The organism is Desulfohalovibrio reitneri (assembly GCF_000711295.1).
In the GTDB taxonomy this organism is placed as follows: domain Bacteria; phylum Desulfobacterota; class Desulfovibrionia; order Desulfovibrionales; family Desulfovibrionaceae; genus Desulfohalovibrio; species Desulfohalovibrio reitneri.
Genome location: NZ_JOMJ01000003.1, coordinates 97,530 through 119,393, shown reverse-complemented (window position 1 = coordinate 119,393; position 21,864 = coordinate 97,530). Strand labels below are relative to the sequence as shown.

General features: G+C 67.9%; 21 protein-coding genes. 15 read left to right on the top strand and 6 right to left on the bottom strand.

Annotated elements, in window-relative coordinates; all coding sequences use genetic code 11:
• Positions 1–2: 2 nt before the first annotated feature.
• Positions 3–1,280, bottom strand: a complete 1,278-nt coding sequence (locus tag N911_RS0100835) for an adenylosuccinate synthase (RefSeq protein ID WP_029893453.1) — start codon at positions 1,278–1,280, stop codon at positions 3–5.
• A gap of 121 nt (positions 1,281–1,401) precedes the next feature.
• On the opposite strand from N911_RS0100835, the gene N911_RS0100830 reads away from it, so the two are divergent.
• Entirely contained in the window at positions 1,402–2,844 is a 1,443-nt protein-coding gene (locus tag N911_RS0100830; RefSeq protein ID WP_051693775.1) for a transglycosylase SLT domain-containing protein, read from the top strand.
• Here the strand turns inward: N911_RS0100830 and N911_RS0100825 are convergent.
• Positions 2,767–3,132, bottom strand: a complete 366-nt coding sequence (locus tag N911_RS0100825; protein WP_029893449.1) for a hypothetical protein — start codon at positions 3,130–3,132, stop codon at positions 2,767–2,769. The genes N911_RS0100830 and N911_RS0100825 overlap by 78 nt on opposite strands.
• Positions 3,133–3,345: 213 nt before the next feature.
• Between N911_RS0100825 and N911_RS0100820 the strand changes: the two genes are divergently transcribed.
• Both N911_RS0100820 and N911_RS0100815 read left to right on the top strand, forming a co-directional pair.
• Positions 3,346–4,623, top strand: a complete 1,278-nt coding sequence (locus N911_RS0100820; protein WP_029893447.1) for an IMP cyclohydrolase — start codon at positions 3,346–3,348, stop codon at positions 4,621–4,623.
• A gap of 134 nt (positions 4,624–4,757) precedes the next feature.
• Complete coding sequence (locus N911_RS0100815; protein ID WP_029893445.1) at positions 4,758–6,800, top strand: ribonuclease catalytic domain-containing protein; 2,043 nt, start codon at positions 4,758–4,760, stop codon at positions 6,798–6,800.
• A gap of 3 nt (positions 6,801–6,803) precedes the next feature.
• On the opposite strand, the gene N911_RS17250 is transcribed toward N911_RS0100815, so the two are convergent.
• A complete protein-coding gene (locus N911_RS17250) occupies positions 6,804–7,229 on the bottom strand; it encodes a cereblon family protein (protein WP_138774301.1) in 426 nt (141 codons plus the stop codon).
• A gap of 115 nt (positions 7,230–7,344) precedes the next feature.
• Between N911_RS17250 and plsY the strand changes: the two genes are divergently transcribed.
• Positions 7,345–7,932: a glycerol-3-phosphate 1-O-acyltransferase PlsY gene (plsY, locus tag N911_RS0100805; RefSeq protein ID WP_029893443.1), complete on the top strand. Its 588-nt coding sequence runs from the start codon at positions 7,345–7,347 to the stop codon at positions 7,930–7,932.
• Between the two features lie 352 nt (positions 7,933–8,284).
• Here the strand turns inward: plsY and hflX are convergent, their stop codons facing one another.
• The 3 genes from hflX to N911_RS0100790 all read right to left on the bottom strand — a co-directional run bounded on the left by hflX (position 8,285) and on the right by N911_RS0100790 (position 11,263).
• A complete protein-coding gene (hflX, locus tag N911_RS0100800) occupies positions 8,285–9,754 on the bottom strand; it encodes a GTPase HflX (RefSeq protein ID WP_482764176.1) in 1,470 nt (489 codons plus the stop codon).
• A gap of 182 nt (positions 9,755–9,936) precedes the next feature.
• Entirely contained in the window at positions 9,937–10,542 is a 606-nt protein-coding gene (locus tag N911_RS0100795; protein WP_029893437.1) for an IMP cyclohydrolase, read from the bottom strand.
• 154 nt (positions 10,543–10,696) lie between these two features.
• Positions 10,697–11,263 carry a tetratricopeptide repeat protein gene (locus N911_RS0100790; RefSeq protein WP_029893435.1) on the bottom strand — a complete coding sequence of 189 codons (567 nt, stop codon included), beginning with the start codon at positions 11,261–11,263 and terminating at the stop codon, positions 10,697–10,699.
• 354 nt (positions 11,264–11,617) lie between these two features.
• On the opposite strand from N911_RS0100790, the gene flgB reads away from it, so the two are divergent.
• The 11 genes from flgB to N911_RS0100735 all read left to right on the top strand — a co-directional run bounded on the left by flgB (position 11,618) and on the right by N911_RS0100735 (position 21,826).
• Positions 11,618–12,025 carry a flagellar basal body rod protein FlgB gene (gene flgB, locus N911_RS0100785; RefSeq protein ID WP_029893433.1) on the top strand — a complete coding sequence of 136 codons (408 nt, stop codon included), beginning with the start codon at positions 11,618–11,620 and terminating at the stop codon, positions 12,023–12,025.
• Positions 12,026–12,028: 3 nt separating this feature from the next.
• Positions 12,029–12,469 (top strand): flagellar basal body rod protein FlgC, encoded by a 441-nt coding sequence (gene flgC, locus N911_RS0100780; protein ID WP_029893431.1) that lies wholly within the window; start codon positions 12,029–12,031, stop codon positions 12,467–12,469.
• 12 nt (positions 12,470–12,481) lie between these two features.
• Positions 12,482–12,817, top strand: coding sequence for a flagellar hook-basal body complex protein FliE (gene fliE, locus N911_RS0100775; protein WP_029893430.1), 336 nt, complete (start codon positions 12,482–12,484; stop codon positions 12,815–12,817).
• A gap of 40 nt (positions 12,818–12,857) precedes the next feature.
• Positions 12,858–14,468 (top strand): flagellar basal-body MS-ring/collar protein FliF, encoded by a 1,611-nt coding sequence (gene fliF, locus N911_RS0100770; RefSeq protein ID WP_029893428.1) that lies wholly within the window; start codon positions 12,858–12,860, stop codon positions 14,466–14,468.
• On the top strand, positions 14,469–15,476 hold the full coding sequence (gene fliG, locus N911_RS0100765; RefSeq protein ID WP_029893426.1) for a flagellar motor switch protein FliG: 1,008 nt from the start codon (positions 14,469–14,471) through the stop codon (positions 15,474–15,476).
• The gene (locus N911_RS0100760) at positions 15,463–16,209 is read left to right on the top strand and encodes a FliH/SctL family protein (protein ID WP_035104171.1); all 747 of its coding nucleotides are present in this window, start codon (positions 15,463–15,465) and stop codon (positions 16,207–16,209) included. Before fliG ends, N911_RS0100760 begins: the two co-directional genes overlap by 14 nt.
• Before the next feature lie 3 nt (positions 16,210–16,212).
• Complete coding sequence (locus N911_RS0100755) at positions 16,213–17,661, top strand: FliI/YscN family ATPase (RefSeq protein WP_035104169.1); 1,449 nt, start codon at positions 16,213–16,215, stop codon at positions 17,659–17,661.
• Positions 17,662–17,761: 100 nt separating this feature from the next.
• Positions 17,762–19,117, top strand: coding sequence for a cobyrinic acid a,c-diamide synthase CobB (locus N911_RS0100750; RefSeq protein ID WP_029893420.1), 1,356 nt, complete (start codon positions 17,762–17,764; stop codon positions 19,115–19,117).
• 14 nt (positions 19,118–19,131) lie between these two features.
• Positions 19,132–19,512, top strand: coding sequence for a DUF3568 family protein (locus tag N911_RS0100745; RefSeq protein WP_029893418.1), 381 nt, complete (start codon positions 19,132–19,134; stop codon positions 19,510–19,512).
• 11 nt (positions 19,513–19,523) lie between these two features.
• Complete coding sequence (cbiD, locus tag N911_RS0100740) at positions 19,524–20,615, top strand: cobalt-precorrin-5B (C(1))-methyltransferase CbiD (RefSeq protein WP_029893415.1); 1,092 nt, start codon at positions 19,524–19,526, stop codon at positions 20,613–20,615.
• A complete protein-coding gene (locus N911_RS0100735; protein WP_029893413.1) occupies positions 20,612–21,826 on the top strand; it encodes a bifunctional cobalt-precorrin-7 (C(5))-methyltransferase/cobalt-precorrin-6B (C(15))-methyltransferase in 1,215 nt (404 codons plus the stop codon). Before cbiD ends, N911_RS0100735 begins: the two co-directional genes overlap by 4 nt.
• The last annotated feature ends 38 nt before the right edge of the window (positions 21,827–21,864 follow it).

Below are 21,864 nucleotides of genomic sequence, written 5' to 3'. Positions count from 1 at the left end.
AATCAGCCGGGGATGATGGTCTGTTCGCGGCCCGGGCCCACTGAAACCACGGAGCAGCGCACCCCGGCCAGTTCCTCGATGCGGGCCACGTAGTCGCGGGCCGCCCGGGGCAGGTCGTCCAGGGAGCGGGCCTCGGAGATGTCCTCCTTCCAGCCCGGAAGGGTTTCGTAGACGGGCTTCACGCCTTCCAGCGCGCCCTGCTCCTGCGGGGGATAGTCCAGGGTCCGGCCCTCGTATTCATAGGCGGTGCAGATCTTCAGTTCGTCCAGCCCGCCCAGCACGTCCAGTTTGGTCAGGGCCAGGGAGGTGGGGCCGTTGAGGCGCACGGCCTCGCGCAGCAGCACCACGTCCAGCCAGCCGCAACGGCGCTTGCGGCCGGTGGTGGCGCCGAACTCCGCGCCCTTCTCGCCCATGTGCACGCCGCAGGCGTCGTCCAGCTCCGTGGGGAAGGGGCCGGAGCCCACGCGGGTGGTGTAGGCCTTGACCACGCTGACTACCTCGTTCAGTCGGGAGGGGGCGCAGCCGGTGCCGGCCGCGGCGTTGCCCGCCACGGTGTTGGAGGAGGTGACGAAGGGGTAGGTGCCGTGGTCGATGTCCAGGAAGGTGCCCTGCGCGCCCTCGAAGAGCACGGACCGGCCGGAATCCATGTATTCGCCGAGGGTGCCGGGCACGTCCTGGATGTAGGGCAAAAGCCGCTCAGCCAGGGTCTCGAGCCCCTCCATGACGCTGTCCGCGCTGATGGCCTCGCCGCCGTACATCTCAAGCAGGGCGTTCTTTTCCGTGAGGGCGCGCTCCACCTTTTGCCGCACCAGGTCCATGTCGGCCAGGTCCGAGGCGCGCACGCCCACGCGGGATGCCTTGTCCTCGTAGCAGGGGCCGATGCCGCGGCCCGTGGTGCCGATCTTGCCCCCGGCCAGGGCGGCCTCGCGGGCCGCGTCCAGGGCCTTGTGGTAGGGCAGGATGAGATGGGTGCGGCGGGAGACCATGAGCCGCTCCGGCCCGGCGGGCACGTCCTTCTCGATCAGCGTGTCGACCTCCTTGAGGAAGACGGCGGGGTCGAGGACGACGCCGTTTCCGATGAGGCATATCTTGCCGGGGTGGAGGATGCCCGAGGGGATGAGATGCAGGATGAGGGTGCGCCCCTCCACCACCAGGGTGTGGCCGGCGTTGTTGCCGCCCTGGAACCGGACGATGGCTTCCGCCCGCTCCGTGAGCAGGTCCACGATCTTGCCCTTTCCCTCGTCGCCCCACTGGGCGCCCATAACCACCGTATTTGACATGGCTCGCTCCATGCTGAAAAATTGCACGTCCGGGATATCGGCGCGTTTCCACAAAGACCCTTTGCGGTAAAGGGTCGCCGGATAGTTGTCAATCCGCGCCGCGCCCTTCCCGGCCACGACCATGCCCTTCACACACACCCGAGTCCACCACACCTGGCTGGCTGTGGCCCTTCTGGCCGCGATCCAGTTGGGCCTTCTGTTCCTGGTGCCGGAACCCGACCGGCGTGCCGGTCCTCCCGGTACCCTGGTGGTGGCGGCCGCGCCCTCGGAGCTGGTCCGTTCCACGCTGGGCCCCTACGGCCCGGGCTTCGAGACCGAACTTGTCCAGGCCTTTTGCGAGACCGCCGGGCTAAAGCCGCGCTGGCGGCATATCAATCATTGGTCAGAGGGCTGGCGGCTTTTGGCCTCGGGCGAGGCGGACGTGCTTATCGGCCCCGGCCTCACCCCGCCCGAGTGGGTGCGGGAGGAGGTCCGCTCCGGCCCCAACTACCTGCCCTCCGAGGTGGTGTTGCTGCACAACAACCGCAAGTTCCCCCTTTCCGATCCGGCCAGGTTGTGCCGGGTGCCGCTTCTGCTGCAGGAAATCCCCGCCCTGCCCGGCCTGCTGGAGGAGTACACCCGCACGGAGGCGGACTGCGCGCCGCAAGGTGAAGTGCTGACCACCGGACCCGAGTTGCGCCCTCTGCTGGAGATGATGCGCGGCCACGCCGCGCGCTTCGCCGCGGCCGACGACCGGCAGTACCGCCTCTGGCAACCGGTGGTGGACGAGGTGCGGCCCACCAGGCGGACCGGCAAGCGCATCTTCCGCAACTGGCACTGGCGCGCCGCGGACAAGCGCTTGGAGAAACGCCTGCCCGGTTTCTGGGAGGAGCGGGGCAAGGAACTGGCCGCGGACCTGGCGGTGCGCTACCTGAGCTTTTTGCCGCGCGAGTTCGACTATTACGAGCAGTGGCATCTGCGGCAGATGGTGCGCTCCAAGCTGCCCCTGTACCGCGAGACCATCCTGGAGGCGGCCCGGGCCAACAACCTCGACCCCCTCTTCCTCACCGCGGTCATCTACCAGGAGTCGCGCTTCGACGTGCACGCCAAGAGCTACACCGGCGTGCGCGGTCTGATGATGCTCTCCCTGGCCACGGCCGAGACCCTGGGCGTGGCCGACCGCACCGACCCCGGACAGTCCATCCGGGGAGGGGCGCGCTACCTGCGCCACCTGCACGACCGAATCGACCGCCAGGGGCTGTCGCCCTGGAACCGCTGGTTCGTGACCCTGGCCGCCTACAATCAGGGGTTGGAGCACGCCCGCGACGCCATCGACCTGGCGGGCAGACGGGGCACGGACACCAGCCGCTGGCGCAACGTCAAAAAGGCCTTTCGGCTGCTGACCCGCCGCCGCTACTACTCGCAGGCGGACCACGGTTACACGCGCGGCCACGAGGCCGCGGAGTACGTGGCCAACATCAGGCTGTTCTACTACACGCTGCGGGGACTAGCCGTCGTCCCGGGGAACGAAGCGGAGCACCTTGCCCCGCTTCTGGCCGCCGTTCCGGCCGGATGGCCCGGCTGATTCGCCCCGGCCTTCCTCCTTGGCGGGAGTCTCGGGCTCGGGCGCGGGCTCCGGCGAATGCGTGGGCCGCTCGGCGTCGGGCTCGGCGGTGCGCGACCAGTGGTGGTTGAAAAGCTGGTTCTTGAACCGCACGGCCTGGATCATGCCCAGGACCAGCACAGCCTCCTCCCAGCGCTGGCTCGGCTCGAAGCGGTCCACCTGGTCGGCGTACCGCTCGAAGAGCGAGGTCAGGGACGCCTCATCGAAGGCGTTGAGTTGCCTGGCAAGTTTCAGAAGCGCCTTGTCCACGTATCGATCCTCCTGGAAATCACTGGCGGGTCGCGTATGCCGGGGGCGGCGCGCCTTCGCGCCGGACTCGCCCACGGCCGCCTCGCCGCCAAGACGGAAACCATAGCAGAAGCGGGCCCGGCCCGAAAGGGCCACCCTGGAAGCGGCGCGAGACAACCGGGACGTTTTCTGCTAGGTTGGCCGATTCTTCGAAACGACGCCAAGGAGGCTGTGGTGAGCGACCTCAAGAAGATGTACCGCGCGATGTCCGAAGACCCCTTCCCGGCCGAGATGTCCATCACCCTCGGCGACTCCACCGTGCGCTTCGCCAAACGCACCTGGACCATCGACGGCCGGGAGAAGGGGCTGCGCTACGGCGAGAACCCGGACCAGCCCGCCGCCCTGTACGAGCCGGTGGAAGGCTCCTTCGAGGTGGGCGGCGTTGCCCTGCGCGGCTCCGGCAAGGGGCTGGTCAGCGCCCTGACCGAGGAGCACATGCTCCAGGCGGGCAAGCATCCGGGCAAGATCAACCTCACCGACGTGGACCACGGGCTGAACATCCTGCAGTACCTCTCCGCCAAGCCCGCCGTGGTCATTCTCAAGCACAACAACCCTTCCGGCGCGGCCTGGAGCGACGACGGCATCGCCGAGGCCTTCCAGAAGGCCTTCCTGGCCGACCGCATCGCCGCCTTCGGCGGCACCATCGTGCTCAACCGCGCGCTGGACAAGGCCACGGCCGAGCGCATCAACCAGGCCTACTTCGAGGTGGTGGCCGCCCCCTCCTTCCAGGCGGACGCCCTGGATCTGCTCAAGAGCAAAAAGAACCTGCGCATCCTGGAGATTCCGGGCATCAACGACCTGGAAACCCTGGCTTCCGAGCCCTTTTTGGAATTCAAGTCCCTGGTGGACGGCGGCCAGGTGCTGCAGTTCTCCTTCCGCAACCGCATCCGCGCGGTGGAGGATTTCCTGCCCGCCCAGGCCTCGGACAAGGAGGGCAACGAGTACACCTCCCGCGCCCCCACCAGCCAGGAGGCCGAGGACCTGCTTTTCGCCTGGGCCGTGGAGGCGGGGGTCACGTCCAACTCGGTCATCTTCGCACGCGACGGCGCCACCGTGGCCATCGGCACCGGCGAGCAGGACCGGGTGGGCTGCGTGCAGATCACTGTTTCCAAGGCCTACACCAAGTACGCCGACCTGCTCTGCTTCCAGGAAACGGGCCGCTCCCTGTACGAACTGATGCACCAAGCCGTTACCGACGAGGAGGCCGCGGCCGCGTACCGCGACATCGAGGCCAGGGCCGAGGCCGCCCGCGGCGGACTGGAGGGGTCGGTGCTCGTCTCCGACGGCTTCTTCCCCTTCCGCGACGGGGTGGACCTGGCCTTGGAGCAGGGCGTCACGGCCATCGCCCAGCCCGGCGGCTCCATCCGCGACGCCGAGGTCATCCAGGCGGTCAACCAGGCCACCCCGCAGGTGGCCATGGTCTTTACCGGACAGCGCTCCTTCAAGCACTAGGGCGGCCGCCGCGCCCGCGCACTCGAGGCGGGGGATACGGCCGGCACGCGAGAGCTCCGGCCGCACACCCCGCCCCGAGCCTATGAACTTACAGACCCGACGCGCAGAGACGAAGCGGTAAAAGAGCAACTCGCATGTCGCAGACCGACCAACGCCCGGGCCCCGGCTGCCTGGTGGAATACATGCTGGGCAACCAGCCGCACCTGGCCTGGGTGCGGGGAGACAACGGCAACAGCCTCTCCCTGCTCACCCCCACGGGCAAGGAGATGAAGCTGGCCGCCGGACGCGCCCTGCCGTGGGCCGGGCCGTGCTACTCTCCGGAATCCAGCCGGGAGGACATCCTCAAACTCCTCACCGCCCATGAGCGGCGCCGCAACGAGGCGGCCGCCCTCATAGACGCCGGTGAGTTGTGGGAGATAGCCGGGGAAGAGGTGGAGGCCGCCCCGGCTTCCTTCTTCGCCGAGCTGCTGGGCCAGTCACCAGACCCGGATGCCGTGGCCGCCGCCGGACGCGCCCTTCTGGCCTGCAAGACGCACTTCAAGTTCGACCCGCCGGATTTCCATCTTCTCACCCCGGAGCAGGTGGAGCGGAGGCGAGCCGAGGCGGAGCGGGCGCGGCTGCGCGAGCGGCTGGTGAGCGAGGGCCGGGAGTTCGTCAAGGCGCTGTGGAACGCGCCCAAGGACAAGGCGCCCGCCCCGCCCGAGGACGAGGAGACCTCCGCGCGGCTGGCGGACATGCTGCGGGCGCTGGTGCGCGACCCCGAGGACAAGGAGGCCGCCCCCCTGTGGCGGGAGCTGCGCAAGGGGCTGCCCGACCACCCCCACCAGCCCCTGCTGCTGGCCGAGAAATGGGGCATCCTGTCCCGCCACCACAACTTTCACCTGGACCAGGCGGACTTCGCCTGGGGCGACGACTGGTGGAGCGGACAGGACGAGGAGGTGCGCCGCCAGGAGGAAGCGGTGCGCGCCGAACTGCCCGAGCCCGCCGTGGAACCGCGCCTGATCTCCATCGACGCCTCCACCACCCGCGACATAGACGACGCCTTCGACGTGCGCCGCGACGGAGAGGGCTACGCCATGGACATCGCCCTGGCCTGCCCCACCTTCGCTTACCGCTTTGGCACCGAACTGGACGAGGCGGTACGCCACCGGGCCACCTCCCTCTACCTGCCCGAGGGCGAGGCGCACATGATGCCCGAGGCCCTGGGCTGCCACCTTTACTCCCTGGTGGCGGACGAGGCCCGGCCCGCCCTGCTGCTCTCCTTCCGCCTTTCCCCCACGGGAAAGGTGCTGGAGCGGAGCCTGCGCTTCATCCCCGTGCGTGTGGCCGAGAACATGACCTACGAGCGGGCCGAGGAACTGGCCGCCGGGGACCCAGGCTCCATGCCCGCCGTGGGCTACGAGCTGGCCGAGAAGCTGCGCGCCGGACGGGTGGAGGACGGGGCCATCGTCATCGACCGGCCCGAGCCGTGCGTACAGCTTGAGCCCCGGGACGGGGACGTGGAGGTGGCCGTCTACACCAAGGAGGAGACCCCGCGCTCCCAGCTGCTGGTCAGCGAGGCCATGATCCTGGCCAACCGCGCCTGCGCCGAGCTGGGCCGGGAGCATGGCCTGCCCATGCTGCACCGCACCCAGGACCTCAACCTGCCCCCGGAGTACGCCGGAGTCTGGTCCGACCCCCTGGACATCTACCAGGCGGTCAAACAGATGGGCCCGGCGCTTCTGGAGATCGACCCCAAGCCGCACCGGGGTCTGGGGCTGGACGCCTACGCACCGGCCTCGTCTCCCCTGCGCCGCTATCCGGACCTGATCAACTGCGCCCAGCTGCACGCCTGGGCCACGGGAGCCGAACCGCCCTTCACCCGGCAACGGCTGGAGGAAATCACCCCCCGGCTGAGCGCCCGGCTGGATGCCGCCTCCCGAGTGCAGCGTTTCCGCCCCCGCTACTGGAAGCTGCTGCACGTCAAGCAGCACCCGGAGATCACCTGGCCCGCCGTGGCGGTGGAGGAAAACGGCCCCCTTGTCACCTTCGCCGTGCCCGACCTGCAAATCTTCGCCCGCGCGCCCAAGGATCTGGTGGGGGACAAGTTCATCCCCGGCCAGCGCTTCCTGCTGCGCTTCGGCAAGACCGACCCCCTGCGCAACGAAATCCGCGTGGCCGAGGCAATCGAGGAATAGCGGCTACTCGCCGCGCTCTTTCAGCCGGGAGGGGAGCAGGCCGTGGAAGGCGGTCTCGCCGGTGAAGCGCCAGCCCAGGTGGATGTTGCAGCGGGCGCAGACCACCACTTGCCAGGCGTGTCCCGGAAACCAGGAGAACTCGTGGCTGCGGGGCCCCAGGCCGGTGGCCCCGGGAGCCGGGCCGTAGACCGCCACCTCGAAGACCAGCCCGTGCGGGTTGGCGAAGGTGTGGCGGTGCCCCCCGCCCCGCTCGATGGCGTAGACCCGGCGGGTGATGGGCAGCCCGCAGGCGGCGCAGAGCAGGTCGTCCTCCTCGCCCCCGCCGTCCTCCTCCGGCTCGTCGAAGTCCACGGGCGCGTCCCGCTCGTCCGGCTGCTCGCGCAAAAGCCACAGCGGCGACGGTCGATCCGCATGGAGACTGTGGGGCATGGTCCGCAGCATATAGCCATGATGCCACATTTCCGCCCTCTGATGGAAGGGCCGTCTTGCCTCGGCAGGGCTTTTGGGCCAGGATGTCCGGCGTCCAAACCCAAGGAGAATCCCCATGTTCCTGACCCTGGGCTGGCTGGCCCTGACCTACTTCATCGGCTCCATCCCCTTCGGCCTGTTCATCTCCCGCATCGTCTGCGGGGTGGACCCGCGCACCGCTGGCAGCCGCAACACCGGCGCCACCAACGTGGCCCGGCTGTGCGGCACGCGCTATGGCGTCGCCGTGCTGGCGCTGGACCTGCTCAAGGGCCTTCTGCCCGTGTGGGCGGCCACCACCTTCAGCGACAACTGGGTGTTCCTCTCCCTGTGCGCCCTGGCGGCCATCGTGGGCCACATGCACTCCTGCTTCCTGGGGCTGTCCGGCGGCAAGGGCTTCGCCACCTCCATCGGCGCCTTCCTCGCCCTGGCCTTCGGCCAGACCCTCTTCGCCGTCATCCTCACCCTGCTGACCATCAAGGTCACGGGCTACGTCTCCATGGGCGCGCTCTTCTTCGGCGCGGCCATGCCCGTGCTCCTGCTGCTCACCGCCGAATGGGGCTTCATCCTGGCCGCCCTGGCCATGGCCGTGCTCCTCTACTGGAAGCACAGCGAGAACATCGGCCGCCTGGCCAGGGGCGAGGAAAAGAGCTGGAAGAAAAGCTGACAAGCACTTGACACTATACGAATATGATTTATAATCTGAAATTGTGGTCTGTGAAATTCACATAGGCGTCGGCGGCTGGTGACTTCCACGTAAGGAGGTCTATACGATGCTGATATTCAGAATCATTGAGATCTTGGTGACGTTGATTGATATTATGACGTATCTGTATAACGTACTGGCATAAATCATCTCGCCAATTTCACTCATAACTGCTGAACTTGATGACGATACTCAAACTAATTGAGTCTGCAAGAACAACTCCGGAAATATTAGAAAATAAACGACAAACCTAGAAAGAAGCATCATATCAACTCATCATAGGCCACTGCACCTGCCGCCGCGCCACACATCTTCAAGAAATCACCGTCATCTCGTCCGGCGGCGGCTCTTCCAGGCGGAAGAGAATTTCCTCCACCAGTTCCTCCAGGGTGTCGCGGCGTTTGGCGAAGATGGGGATGCCCCAGCCCAGGGCGTTTTTGACCAGGGCCTTGTCCTCGTCGCCCAGCAGATCCCACTTGTTCAGGGCCAGCACGCGGGGCACTGTGGCCAGGTCCATGTCCGCCAAAATGTTCTCCACCGCCTCCACGCGCTCCTCCAGTTCCGGGTGGGAGGCGTCGGCCACGTGGACCAGCAGGTCCGCCTCCTCCAGTTCCTCAAGGGTGGCCAGAAAGGCCTCGCGCAGTTCCTTGGGCAGCTCGCGGATGAAGCCCACCGTGTCCGTGAGAATGACCTCCCGTTCGCGCGGGAAGCGGATGCGACGGGTGGTGGGGTCGAGGGTGGCGAAGAGCTTGTCCTCGGCCAGCACCTCGGAGCTGGTCAGGGTGTTGAGCAGAGTGGACTTGCCCGCGTTGGTGTAGCCCACCAGCGCCACCACGGGCACGCCGCTCTTGGCCCGGCGCTGGCGGCGCAGGCCGCGCCGCTTGCGCAGTTCCTTGAGATCCTTGCGCACGCGGGTGATGCGGTCGCGAACCCGGCGGCGGTCGATCTCCAGCTTGGTCTCGCCCGGGCCCCGGCCGCCGATGCCGCCCGCCAGCCGGGAGAAAGCCTTGTTCTGCCCCACCAGCCGGGGGAGGGTGTACTGCAGCTGGGCCAGCTCCACCTGCAGCTTGCCCGCCTTGGTGGTGGCGTGCTGGGCGAAGATGTCCAGGATGAGTTGGGAGCGATCCAGCACCTTGCGCTCGGTGACGTCCGCCAGGTTGCGCAGTTGGGCCGGGGTCAGCTCGCGGTCGAAGATGATGACCGAGGCCCCGCCGCGCAGGGCCTCCACTTCCAGCTCCGCCAGCTTGCCCTTGCCCAGGATGGTCTTGGGGTTGACCTTGGCGATGCGCTGGGAGACCCGCCCGGTGACGGCCAGACCGGCCGTGCCCGACAGGTCGGCCAGTTCGTCCAGGGAGGACTCCTGCCTGCCCTTGGGCTCCGGCCCCACGTGCACCAGCAGGGCGCGCTCCTGGCCGGTGACCTCCCGGCCGGCCTCCACCCGGGCCAGCTCCTCCTCCAGCGCCTCGGCCTGGGCGGTGAAGTCCGCCTCCACCCGGTCCCACGGCTTCAGTTCGGACACGTCCCAGGTCTCGCCGTCCGGGTTGGGCGGCAGGATGTGGGCGTGCTGCATGCGCCGGGGGCGGCCCTCGCCCCCCACGGTGAGCACGGCCACCGAGTCCAGGCGCAGGAAGAGCAGGTCGGTGAGGTCCTCCTGGGTGAGGCCGTCGTCCGAGAGGTGGGTGTGCAGCAAGCGCAGGCCGCGCAGCCGCCCGCCGGACTGGCGGAAGCGGCCCAGGTCCGGGATGTAGATGGAGGAGGCGTCGCCGCAGATGACCATTTTCACCCGGCCCAGGCGGTCGATGAGCAGGCCGATCTGGCGACCGGTGTCGCTGGTCAGGTGGGCCAGCTCCCCGGCCTGTTCCGGCGTCAGCCCCCCCTGGCTGGGGAAGCGGCGCTGGTACAGGCGGGAAACCGCCTTGAGCTGGGATGGCTTGAGGCCTTCGGTGTGGCCTTGGACCTTGGTCGCTATGGCTGTTCCTCGGTGCGGAAAAGGTAGTCGGAAATCAGGGCGTCGTACTTGCTGACCCGCCGGAAGGTCTCCGCGGCCAGTTCCTTGCGCAGGGCCAGGGAGACCCGCATGCCGTTCTCCGCCAGTTCCTCGCGCACGCGCTGGTAGTGGCCCGGCGAGGGGACTACCAGCATGGAGTGGTAGTTCTTGGCCGCGGCCCGCAGCAGGGTGGGGCCGCCGATGTCGATCTGCTCCACGGCCTCGCGCAGGCCCAGTCCCTTGCGGGCGGCGTCGGCGAAGTCATACAGATTGACGCAGACTAGGTCGAAGGGCTCGATGCCCAGTTCGGAAAGGGTCGAGAGGTGGTCCGGCTCGTCCTTGTCCGCCAGGACCCCGGCGTGGATATGGGGATGCAGCGTCTTGACGCGTCCGCCCATGATCTCGGGGAAGCCGGTCACCTCGGAAACGCCGGTGACGGGCAGGCCGCCTTCCTCCAGCATGCGCTTGGTGCCGCCGGTGGAAACCAGCGTCACCCCGGCGTCGGCCAGGTATTTGGCGAACTCGGGAAGTCCGGATTTGTCCGTAACGCTGAGAAGGGCGCGCCGAACAGGCAAAAAGTCCATGCACAGTCTCCTTTCTTGAGAGCGGAACTGTGCCGGATTTGCCCCGGCTTGGCAAGCCGGGCCCCTCTCCAGCGCCCGGTGCGCCCCGCCCCGGCCCGTTTCGGGCCGGGGGCGGAACGCCGGATGGGAGGGGAGTCTGTCGGACCGTTTTCGGCTACGCGGCTTCGCGCAGCTGGTCCAAAAGCTGTCTGGCGGCGTCGTTTTCCGGGTCGGCCTCGACGATGCGCTCCAGGTGCTGCCGCGCGTCGCCGTTCTCGCCCAGGCTCATCTTGCAGCCCGCCAGGGAGAAACGGATCTCGTGCTTGTGCGGGTCAAGCTCCAGATAGCTCTCCAGGTGCGGGATGACCTCGTTCAGCCGGTTCAGGGCGTGGCCGAGGCGGATGATGCCGTACAGGGCGATCATGTTCTCCGGGTTCTTCTCCAGGGCGGCGGCGAAGTGGCCGAAGGCCTCCTCCTCCATGCCCATCTCCGACTTGCACAGGGCCATGCCGGAGAGCGACTTGTCGTCGGTCTGGATGTCGGCGGCCTTTTCGTACAGGTGCAGCGCGGCGTCCAGATGGCCACGGTGCACGGCGATGGTGGCCAGTCCCAGATAGGGGTCGGGGTGCACGCCATTGGAGGACGCGGCCTTCTGGTAGTACTCCTCCGCCTTCTCCAGGTCGCCCATGAAGAGGTAGCACTCGCCCAGTTCCTTGTTGATCTCGTAGTCCAGGTGACTCATGACTCCCTCCGTCCGCGGGCCGTTCCCATAACAGCCCCTTGGGATCGTTTTGGGCCGCTGGCGGCCCGGATGGTTTTTCCCGGTTGGAGCCGGGCGCTGGGGAAGAAGCAACCATCATGCCAAACACCCCGGCGCCAAAATCGTCCAGCCGCATTCCGTTTTCGGACACGCACCGGCCCGACTTGAGGCCATCCCTTTGACGAGGTGGGCTCCCCCACCTCTTCCGAAACCCCTCCAAAACAATTTTTACCCTGCTATTCATGGCACTTGAGTGGCATGGAATGGCTCTTGCTTTATCCGCCGCGAATCCCGTGAAAGCCCCGCAGGGAGGCCCGGGACCAAGGAGAACGCCCCATGAAGCTTTTCACGCCCTACATGAACCTCATGCACAAGGCCATGGACCTGAGGCTGGAGCGTCAAAACCTCGTCATGGGCAACCTGGCCAACATCACCACCCCAGGCTACCAGCCCAGGGAGATCCATTTCGAGAAGGAGCTGCAGAACGCGCTCAACCAGGACGCCCAGGGAAGGATGACGCGCACCAACGGCGAACACATGCCCTCCAAGTTCGACCCCACCTCCTTCGACGCCGCGGTGGACAAGGGCTTCGACGTGCGCGTGACCCACGGCGAGGACCAAGTGGACCTGGATAAGGAGATGGCCACCATGCAGAAGAACGCCATGCAGTACAACACCCTGGCCACACTCATGAAAAAACATTTCGACGGCCTGACCAAAATCATCATGGACGGGAGCAAGTAAGCCATGGACTTCATGAGCGCACTGGACGTGGCCGCCTCGGGTCTTTCCGCCGAGCGCAGCTACCTGAACATCATTTCCATGAACCTGGCCAACATCAACACCACGCGCACGCCCGAGGGCACGCCCTACGTGCGCAAGTCCCTCAACTTCGAGAGCACCGACGTCTACTCACCCTTCTCCAAGGAGATGTGGGACGCCAACAACCGCGAGCTGCAGGGCGTCAAGGTTTCCGGCGTGGTGGAGGACCAGCGTCCCTTCAAGGAAGTCCACGACCCGGGCCACCCCGACGCCAACGAGGAGGGCTACGTGCTCTTCCCGGACATCAACGTGGTGGAGGAGATGGCCAACATGATCACGGCCATGCGGTCGTACGAGGCCAGCGCCGCCTCCATCGAGGCCGCCAAGCAGATGTACGGCAAGGCCGTGCTCATCGGACAGGGATAAGGAGGCATCGTCATGGCAGTAACCCCCATCGGCAACGCCGCGCTCAAGGCCTACCAGCAGGTGGCCCAGGACCGGCAGCAGAAGATGCAGCAGGTCCAGTCCCAGGTCCAGAAGACCGAGCAACAGCCCCGTTCCTTTTCCGAGACGGTCACGGACTCCCTCAAGGAAGTCAACGAGCAGCAGTTCAAGGGCGTGGACATGGTGGAGAACTTCGCCACAGGCAAGAACACCAACGTGCATGAAGTGATGATCAGCCTGCAGAAGGCCGGGGTGGCCATGAGCATGACCTCGGCCGTGCGCAACAAGGTCATGACCGCCTACAAGGAAATCATGCGCATGTCCCTGTAGGGGACGCGCGGTCACACCACCACGGTACGGGAGCTAGCAGATGTCCGCCGCCTTGAACAACACCTGGGAAAAGATAACCTCCTTCTGGGGGGGCCGGACCGCGGCCCAGCGCATCCTCATCGGCGGCCTGGCCGCCTCGGTGGTGCTGGCCTTCATCCTCATGGTCTACTGGCTGAACCAGCCCAACTACAAGGTCCTCTACAGCAAGCTCTCGCCGGAGGACGCCAACCGCGTGGTCGGCGTGCTGGAGGGCCAGAACGTCCCCCATAAGCTGGAGGACTCCGGCACCACCATCCTGGTCCCGGCGGACCAACTCTACGACATCCGCCTCAAGGTGGCCGGCGAGGGCGTGGTCCACGGGCAGGGCATGGGCTTCGAGCTGTTCGACAACGTGCAGATCGGCCAGACCGACTTCGTGCAGCGCATCAACTACCAGCGCGCCCTGCAGGGCGAGCTGTCCCGCACCATCACCGAATTCCCCGAGGTGGAGCGCGCCAGGGTGCATCTGGCCATTCCGGCCAAGAGCCTGTTCATCGAGGAGGAGGCCCCGCCCACCGCCTCGGTGGTGCTGCAGCTGGTCGAGGGCCAGGAGATCGAGGGCAAGCAGGTCCAGGCCATCGTCAACCTGGTGGCTTCCTCGGTGGAAGGGCTGGACAAGTCCAACATCACCATCGCCGACACCCGCGGCCAGGTGCTCTTCCAGCCGGACGCCGAGGATTCGGTCTCCGGCATGACCATGGCCCAGCTGGACTACAAGAAGCAGATCGCCCGCAGCCTGGAACAGCGCATCGAGCAGCTGCTCATGCCCATCGTGGGCGGCCCCGGCAAGGCCGTGGCCCGGGTAAACCCGAAGGTGGACTTCTCCCAGAAAACCATCACCAAGGAGCTGTACGACCCGGACAACACCGTGGTCCGCTCCGAGACCCGCTCCTCCGAGACCACCTCCGGCCAGGCCAACATGGAGGGCGGCGCGCCCGACGCGAACTTTCGCGGCGACGGCTTCACCGGCTCCCTGTCCTCCCGCGAGTCCGAGCGGGAGAGCCGCACCACGAACTTCGAGATCAACAAGGAAGAGCAGCAGATCGTGGCCCCGGTGGGCGAGTTGCAGCGCCTCTCCGTGGCGGTTATCGTGGACGGGAAATACGAGAAGCAAACGACGGAGGATGGCTCCACCGAGTCGGTCTACGTGCCCCGCTCCGAAGAGGAGATGCAACAGATCCGCGAGCTGGTGCGCAACGCCGTGGGCTTTGACGAGGCCAGGGGCGACACCCTGGAAGTGACCTCCACCTCCTTCGGCGGCCCGGATCTCTACACCGAACCCTCCCTGCTGCAGACCATGATGGAGTACATGCAGCGGCTGGGCAAACCGTTCCTCAACGGCCTGCTCATTTTCCTCTTCCTCATCCTGGTGGTGCGGCCGGTCGTCCTGGCCCTCATCAAGCCCCGCGTGGCCGAGGAGGAAGTGGAGGAACTGGTGGGCCTGCCCGAGGCCGAGGACCGCCTGGCCCTGGAAGAGGGCGTGGAAGAGGAGGCCCTGGACCTGCAGCGCAGGCTGGAGAACGCCAAGGCCCAGGCCCTGCAGCTCTCCGAACAGGATATGGACCAGGCGGTGGCCGTCCTCAAGAACTGGCTCAAGCAGGAGGCGGCGTAAATGGCCCAGCAGGGCGACTTCACCGGCAACGAGAAATCGGCCATCCTGCTTCTCGCCCTGGGCGAGAAGTTCACCTCCGAGGTCTTCAAGCGCATGGAGCGCAACGAGATCGCGGCCGTCTCCAGGTCCATGCTGGAGTTGGAGAGCGTGCCCAAGGAGCAGGTCGAGGAGGTCCTACGGGAGTTCAACGAGACCATGGCCTACGGCCAGGAACTGCTCATGGGCGGCGTGGACCAGGTCAAGAAGCTGCTGACCAAGTCCCTGGACGGCGACACGGCCAAGTTCATCATGGACCAGCTGGAGCTGGACGCCGGCCCCGCGCCATTCCGCGAGCTGGAGAACGTTTCTCCGCGCATCCTGGCCCAGATCCTGCGCAACGAGCATCCCCAGACCCTGGCCCTCATCCTGGGCCACCTGCACCCGGACCAGGCCGCGGACCTGCTGCAGAACCTTCCCACCGGCGTGCGCTCCGAGGTGCTCATGCGCTTGGCCAAGCTGGAGGCCGTGGCCGAGGACATGCTCATGGAAGTTGACAAGGTGCTGCAGTCGCAACTCATCGCCATGGGCGGCAAGGAAGGCAAGAAGGTGGGCGGCGTCAACGCCGTGGCCGAAGTGCTCAACGCGGTGGACCGCCAGACCGAGGAGGAGGTCCTCTCGGAGATCGAAGAGGAATCCGCCCAGATGGCCGAGGAAATCCGCAACCTGATGTTCGTCTTCGAGGACGTCAAGGGCCTGGACGACCGCTCCATCCGCGAGCTGCTCAAGGAGGTGGCCAACGACGAGCTGACCACCGCCCTCAAGGGCGCCTCGGACGAGCTCAAGGAGAAGTTCTTCAAGAACCTCTCCGAGCGCGCCGCCACCATGATCCGCGAGGACTTGGAGATCATGGGCCCGGTGCGCCTGTCCGACGTGGAGTCGGCCCAGCAGAACATCGTCAAGGCGGTGCGCAGGCTGGAGGCCGAGGGCCGCATCGTCATCGGCCGGGGGTCCGGCGATGTCTTCATCTAAGTCCACGGGCCGCGTCTTTCTGGGGGTGGACACCCCCGGCCCGGAGCAAACCTCCCTGCAGGAGCTGGAGGGCAAGCGCCGCCCGGTGTGGGACGAGAGCACCAACCAGGAACTCATCGACCGCGTCAAGAACAAGGCCACGGAGATGGCCAAGTCCATCGTGGCCGAGGCGGAACAGCAGGCGGAACAGTTGCGCAAGGAGGCCACGGACAGGGGCTATCAGGAGGGCGTTGAGCAAGCCCGCGAGCAGATCGAGGCCGAGCAGACCGCCCTGGCCGAGTCAGTGGGCCGCGCCCTGACCAACGTGGCCAACCAGGCCTCCCGCGTCTGGGAGTCCCAGCGCGAGGACTTCGTGGCCCTCATCCGCCTGGCCGTGCGCAAGGCCGTGGCCGTGGAGTACGACGAGCGCAAGGAGGAGGCCCTGGACAAGATTCTGCACGAGTCCCTGGAGGCCATCGACTCCATGCGCCAGCTGACCATCCGGGTCAACCCGGACGAGGCGGAGCTGGTGGAGGCGCTGGTCAACCACGTGCGCGACCGCTTCCCCGCCCTGGAGCGCTTCACGGTCAAGCCGGACCAACAGATCGAGCTGGGGGGCATGGTCATCGAATCGGACGAGGGCATGGTGGACAACACCGTGGACACCCGTCTGGCCCAGATAGAACCCCTTTTCGAGCACCTGCGCTCCGGCGAGGCCCCGCCCTTCCCGGACGAGACCAAGGAGAACGGCTAGCCCATGGACCCCAAGGGATGCCTGCGGCTCTTCGAGGCCGTGGAGCCGTCCATCACCTACGGCAAGGTCAGCAAGGTCGTGGGCCTCATCGCCGAGGGGCGCGGCATCAAGGCCCCCCTTGGTTCGGTCTGCTCCTTGCTGCCCGAGGACGACTCCGCGCCCATCCCGGCGGAGGTGGTCGGCTTCCGCGACGGGGCGCTGCTCTTCATGCCCTACTCGGAACTGCGCGGCACCCGCCCCGGCTCGCTCATCCGCAACTCGGCCACCCCGCCGCTCATGCCCGTGGGCGAGCAGTACCTGGGCCGGGCGGTGGACGCCTTCGGCCAGCCCATGGACAAGGGCGAGCCCGTCACGCCCGGGGACTACAACCCCCTCTACTGCGAGCCGCCCAACCCCCTGGACCGGCCCCGCATCTCCGAGCCCCTGGACGTGGGTGTGCGGGCCATCAACTCCCTGCTCACCCTGGGCAAGGGGCAGCGCGTGGGCATCATGGCTGGGTCGGGTGTCGGGAAATCGACGCTTTTGGGCATGATGGCCCGCTACACCAAGGCGGACGTCAACGTCATCTGCCTGGTGGGCGAGCGCGGCCGCGAGGTGGTGGAGTTCATGGAGCGCGACCTGGGGCCGGAGGGCATGAAGCGCTCGGTGCTGGTCATCGCCACCTCGGACACCTCTCCCCTCATCCGCATGCGCTGCGCTTACGCCGCCACCTCCATGGCCGAGCACTTCCGCGACCAGGGCAAGGACGTGCTGCTGATGATGGACTCGGTGACGCGCTTCTGCATGGCCGGGCGCGAGGTGGGCCTGGCCGCGGGCGAACCCCCCACGCGCGGCGGCTACACCCCCTCGGTCTTTTCCGCCCTGCCCAAGCTGCTGGAGCGGGCAGGGCGCAGCGGCAAAGGCTCCATCACCGGCATCTACACCGTCCTGGTGGACGGCGACGACCTCACCGAGCCCATCGCCGACGCCACCCGCTCCATTCTGGACGGCCACGTGGTCCTCACCCGCGAGCTGGCGGACCAGGGCCACTACCCCTCCATCGACGTGCTGCGCTCCGTCTCGCGCCTGCGCACGGACATCACCTCCACCCAGGAGCAGGCCGCCGGGCGGGTGCTGGTGCGCAACCTCTCCACCTACCGCCGGGTGGAGGACATGGTGAACATCGGCGCCTACCAGCGCGGGGCCAACCCGGAAATCGACAAGGCCCTGGACCTCGTCGGCCCCATCAACAAATTCCTGACGCAGCTCGTGGAGGAGCAGTCCTCCATCGAGGACTCCATGCAACAGATGGTGGAGCTGGCCGCCACCGCCGACCCCTCCGTGGCCAAGCAGGGCAACGGCCAGAAGCAGGGGCAGGGCAAGCAGCAGAACCAGCAGCAGAACGGCCAGAACAAGCAGCAGGGCCAAAAGAAGCAGCAGCCGGCGGATCCGCAATTCAAGCGATCCTCCTGACCTCCGGCGCTTCCCGCGCTCCCCCCTCGTCGAGCCGCGCGACCTGAAAAAATCCGCTCCGGGGTTTCCCTTCCGCCCCGATTTCCTCTATATCCGGCCCATGCGCGGCGTGGTTGTGGCCGGAACCCGCAGCGGTTGCGGAAAGACCTCGGCCGCCCTCGGTCTGGCGGCGGCCTTGTCCCGCCGCGGCCTGCGGGTGGCCCCCTTCAAGTGCGGTCCGGACTTCATAGACCCCGGCTTCCTGGAAGCGGCCTCGGGACGCCCCTGCCACAACCTCGACTCCTGGATGTGCGGCCCCGGCGGCGTGCGGGAAATCTTCGCCCGCCACGTCCAGGGTGCGGACGTGGCCGTCATCGAGGGGGCCATGGGCCTGTTCGACGGCTTCGGCCTCACCGAGGAGGGGTCCGCCGCCCACACCGCCAAACTGTTGGGGCTGCCCGTGCTGCTGGCCGCGGACGCCTCGGCCATGGCCCGCTCGGCCGCGGCCATGGTGCGCGGCTACCTGGACTTCGACCCGGAACTCGCCTTTTGCGGCGTGCTCCTCAACCGCGTGGGCTCCCCCCGCCACGGCGAGATTCTCCGCCAAGCCCTGGCCCAGTCCGGCATCGACCTGCCGGTGGGCATCCTGCTGCGCGACGAGGGGCTGGCCGCTCCCTCGCGCCACTTGGGGCTGGTGCAGGCCGAGGAGCACCTGAACCCGTCCCGCCTGGGTGCCCTGGCCGAATGGGTGGAGTCCTCCCTGGATCTGGACTCCCTGCTCGACACCCTGCCGGAGTGCGACCCAGCCCCGTCCGCCGACCCCGAGCCCGCCCCGCCACGGGCGCGCATCGGCTTGGCCTGGGACCCGGCCTTCCGTTTCTACTACCACGAAAACCTGCGGCTGCTGCGGGCGGCGGGCGCGGAACTGGTGCCCTTCTCCCCGGTGGCCGACCGCCGCCCCCCGGAGAACCTGGACGGCCTGTACCTGGGCGGAGGCTACCCAGAGCTGCACGGCCTGCGCCTGTCGGACAACGCCTCCATGCGCCGGGCGGTGCGCGGCCTGGCTGAGTCCGGCCTGCCCATCTACGCCGAGTGCGGCGGCTTCATGTTCCTCATGGACTCCCTGGTCATGGACACCGGACAACTGTGCCGCATGTGCGGCCTCTTCCCCTACCGGGCCACCATGAACGCCCGCTTCTCGGCCCTTGGCTACCGGGCCGTGGAAACGCGACAGGACTCCATCCTCGGCCCCGCCGGAACCCTGGCGCGGGGACACGAATTCCATTACTCCTCCATCCCGGAGGAGACCTACCGCCAGGCCACCCTCTTCAGCACAGCCGACCGCAACGGCCCCAGAGAGGGGCCCGAAGGCTTCACCCGCCACCAAACGGCGGCTTCCTACATTCACTTGCATTTCGGTTCCAACCCCGCGCTGGCCGCCAATTTCGTGACCGCCTGCGCCAAAGGGGCCGACTAACCCGGAGGATCCTCATGCGACGCCAATACGGACTTCCCCTTCTTCTCGTGGCCATGCTCCTGCTCTCCGGCTGCGCCGCGGTCATCGCGGGCACGGCGGCCGTGGCCGGAACATGGGCCTACATGGACGGCTGGCTCAAGCGCGACTACTACGCCTCGGTGGAGAACACCCTGGAGGCCTCGGCCCTGGCCTGCGAGGACATGGGCTACCGGGTCACGGACCGTTCCTTCGAGCCGGACGAGGCCGAGGTGCGCGCCGAGAACGATGAGGAACGTGTCTGGGTGGACATCGACTGGATCGCGCCCGGCACCGTGACCGTGGCCATCCGCGTGGGCTGGCTGGGCGACAAGGAGGCATCGCGGCAGATCCACAAGAAGATCGAGGAACGGCTCTAGGAGGGTCGCGCGTGGCATCGGCGAAGCGCGGGGAACTGCGCGAGGGATTTACCACGGGCACGGCGGCCGCAGCCGCGGCCAAGGCCGCCGCGCTGCTGCTCCTCGGCCGCACCCTCGGCGAGGCCGTGGACGTACCCCTGCCGGGCGGCGGCCGCCTGGCTGTCCCTCTGGCCGGAGTCTCCCGCGAGGGCCCCGCCGCCCGGGGCGCGGTGCTCAAGGACGCGGGCGACGACCCGGACGTCACCGGTGGCGCGCGCATCGAGGCGATTGTCCGGCTGACGCCCAACCCCCTGGTGGCGGTGGAGGGCGGACGCGGCGTGGGCCGGGCCACCCTGCCCGGCTTGCCTGTGCCCCCCGGCCGGGCGGCCATCAACCCCGCGCCCCGCGCCCAGATCGAGGCGGCCGTGCGCGAGGCCCTGGCCGGCCGGCCGGGCGGCGCCTCGGTGGTTGTGGAGGTGGAGGGCGGCCAGGAACTGGCGCGCCGCACCATGAACCCCCGCCTGGGCATCCACGGCGGGGTCTCCATCCTGGGCACCCGGGGCACGGTGAAGCCGTTTTCCCACGAGTCCTGGGCCGCCACCGTGTCCGAGGAGCTTTCCGTGGCCCGGGCCCTGGGCTGCGGCGCCGCCTTTCTCTGCACGGGCGGCCGCAGCCTCAGGCTCTTGCGCCAGCGTTTTCCCGAGGCCCGCGACGAGGCCTTCGTCCAGGCGGCCGACTTCTTCGAGCACGCCTGCGCCGAGGCCGCCCGGCTGGACTTCCCCCGCGTCGTTTGGGGGGTCTTCTTCGGCAAGCTGGTCAAGCATGCCCAAGGCATGGCATATACCCACGCCCACAGCGGAGAACTGGATTTCAACGCCCTGGCCGCGTTGGTGGCCCGGGCCGGGGCCAACCGCGCCACCGCCGAACGCGTGGCCGGGGCCAACACCGCCCGGCAGGCCCTGGGCCTGCTGGACGAGGCCGCCGCCGGCCGCCTGGCCGGGCTGCTGGCGGAGCGGGCCAGGGGCCACGCCCTGGCCTTCGCCGGACGGCCCATCCGCGCGGAGTATTTGGCTTTCGACTTGGACGGGCGGCTTCTGCACGACGACACAAAGGGACAGACGTGAACAAGATCGACGTAGTGGGCCTGGGGCTGAACCCGGGCAAAGCCCCCGAAGGGGTGCGCGAACTGGCCGCCCGGGCGGAGGTGTTGGCTGGGGGGAAGCGGCAGCTTGACGCCTTTCCCGACCTTGAGTGCGAACGGGTGGTGCTCTCCTCCCCCCTGGAGGAAACCATCGACACCCTGCGCGGGCGCGCCGAGGAAGGCAAACGGGTGTTGGTGCTGGCCGACGGAGACCCCCTCTTCTACGGCATCGGCCGCCGCCTGGCCGAGGCCCTGGGCAGGAACAGCCTGCGCATCCATCCCGGCGTGACCACCCTGCAGACAGCGGCCGCCCGGCTTGGTCTGCCCTGGCACGACATCCGCATGGTCTCCCTGCACGGCCGCTCGGACTACGCTCCCCTTTTCGCCGCCCTCACCGGCAAGGACTGGGTGGCCGTCTTCACCGACGAGGAGAACACCCCCGCCGCCATAGCCCGCGCCATGATGGAACGCGGGGCCGAGGACTTCTCCATGTGGGTCTTCGAGGACCTGGACAGCGAGTCGGAGCGTGTGGGCACCTACCACCTGCGCCACGTGGCCATGGAGCGGTTCTCCAGCCTGAACCTGGTGGTGCTTGAGCGCATCCGCTCGCCGCGCGTGCAGTTGCGCCTGGGCATCCCGGACGAGGACTTCGCCCACGAGGCCGGGCTGATCACCAAGTGGCAGGTGCGGGCAGTGGGACTGGCCGCCCTGGCCATCCAGCCCTCCTCCACGGTTTGGGACCTGGGCGCCGGCTCCGGCTCTGTGGCCATCGAGGCCGCTTTCCTGGCCCGCGAAGGCCGGGTGGAGGCGGTGGAGCGCGAACCGGAGCGGTTCGAGCAGCTCAAGGAGAACGTGCGCCGCACCGGTGCCTGGCTGGTCCGCCCGGTGCGGGGCGAGGCCCCGGCCTGCCTGGACGAGCTGCCCGACCCCGACCGCATCTTCATCGGCGGCGGCCTGGGCGAGGGGGACGACCTGCTGCGCGCCGCCTGCCAGCGGCTGCTGCCCGGCGGACGGCTGACGGCCCATGCCATCCTGCTGGACTCGCTGAGCCGCATCAAGGCGCACTTGGCCGAGTTGGGCTGGCCCCACGCCATCCAGCAGGTGCAGTGCAGCGTGTCCGAGCCGCTGGGCGCGGACGAACGGCTGAAGAGCGGCAACCCGGTCTTCATCGTCAGCGCGCGCAAGCCGGAGTGATTCTTCCGGGCGCGTCCGTTGCCCCTGGCGGGCAAAGC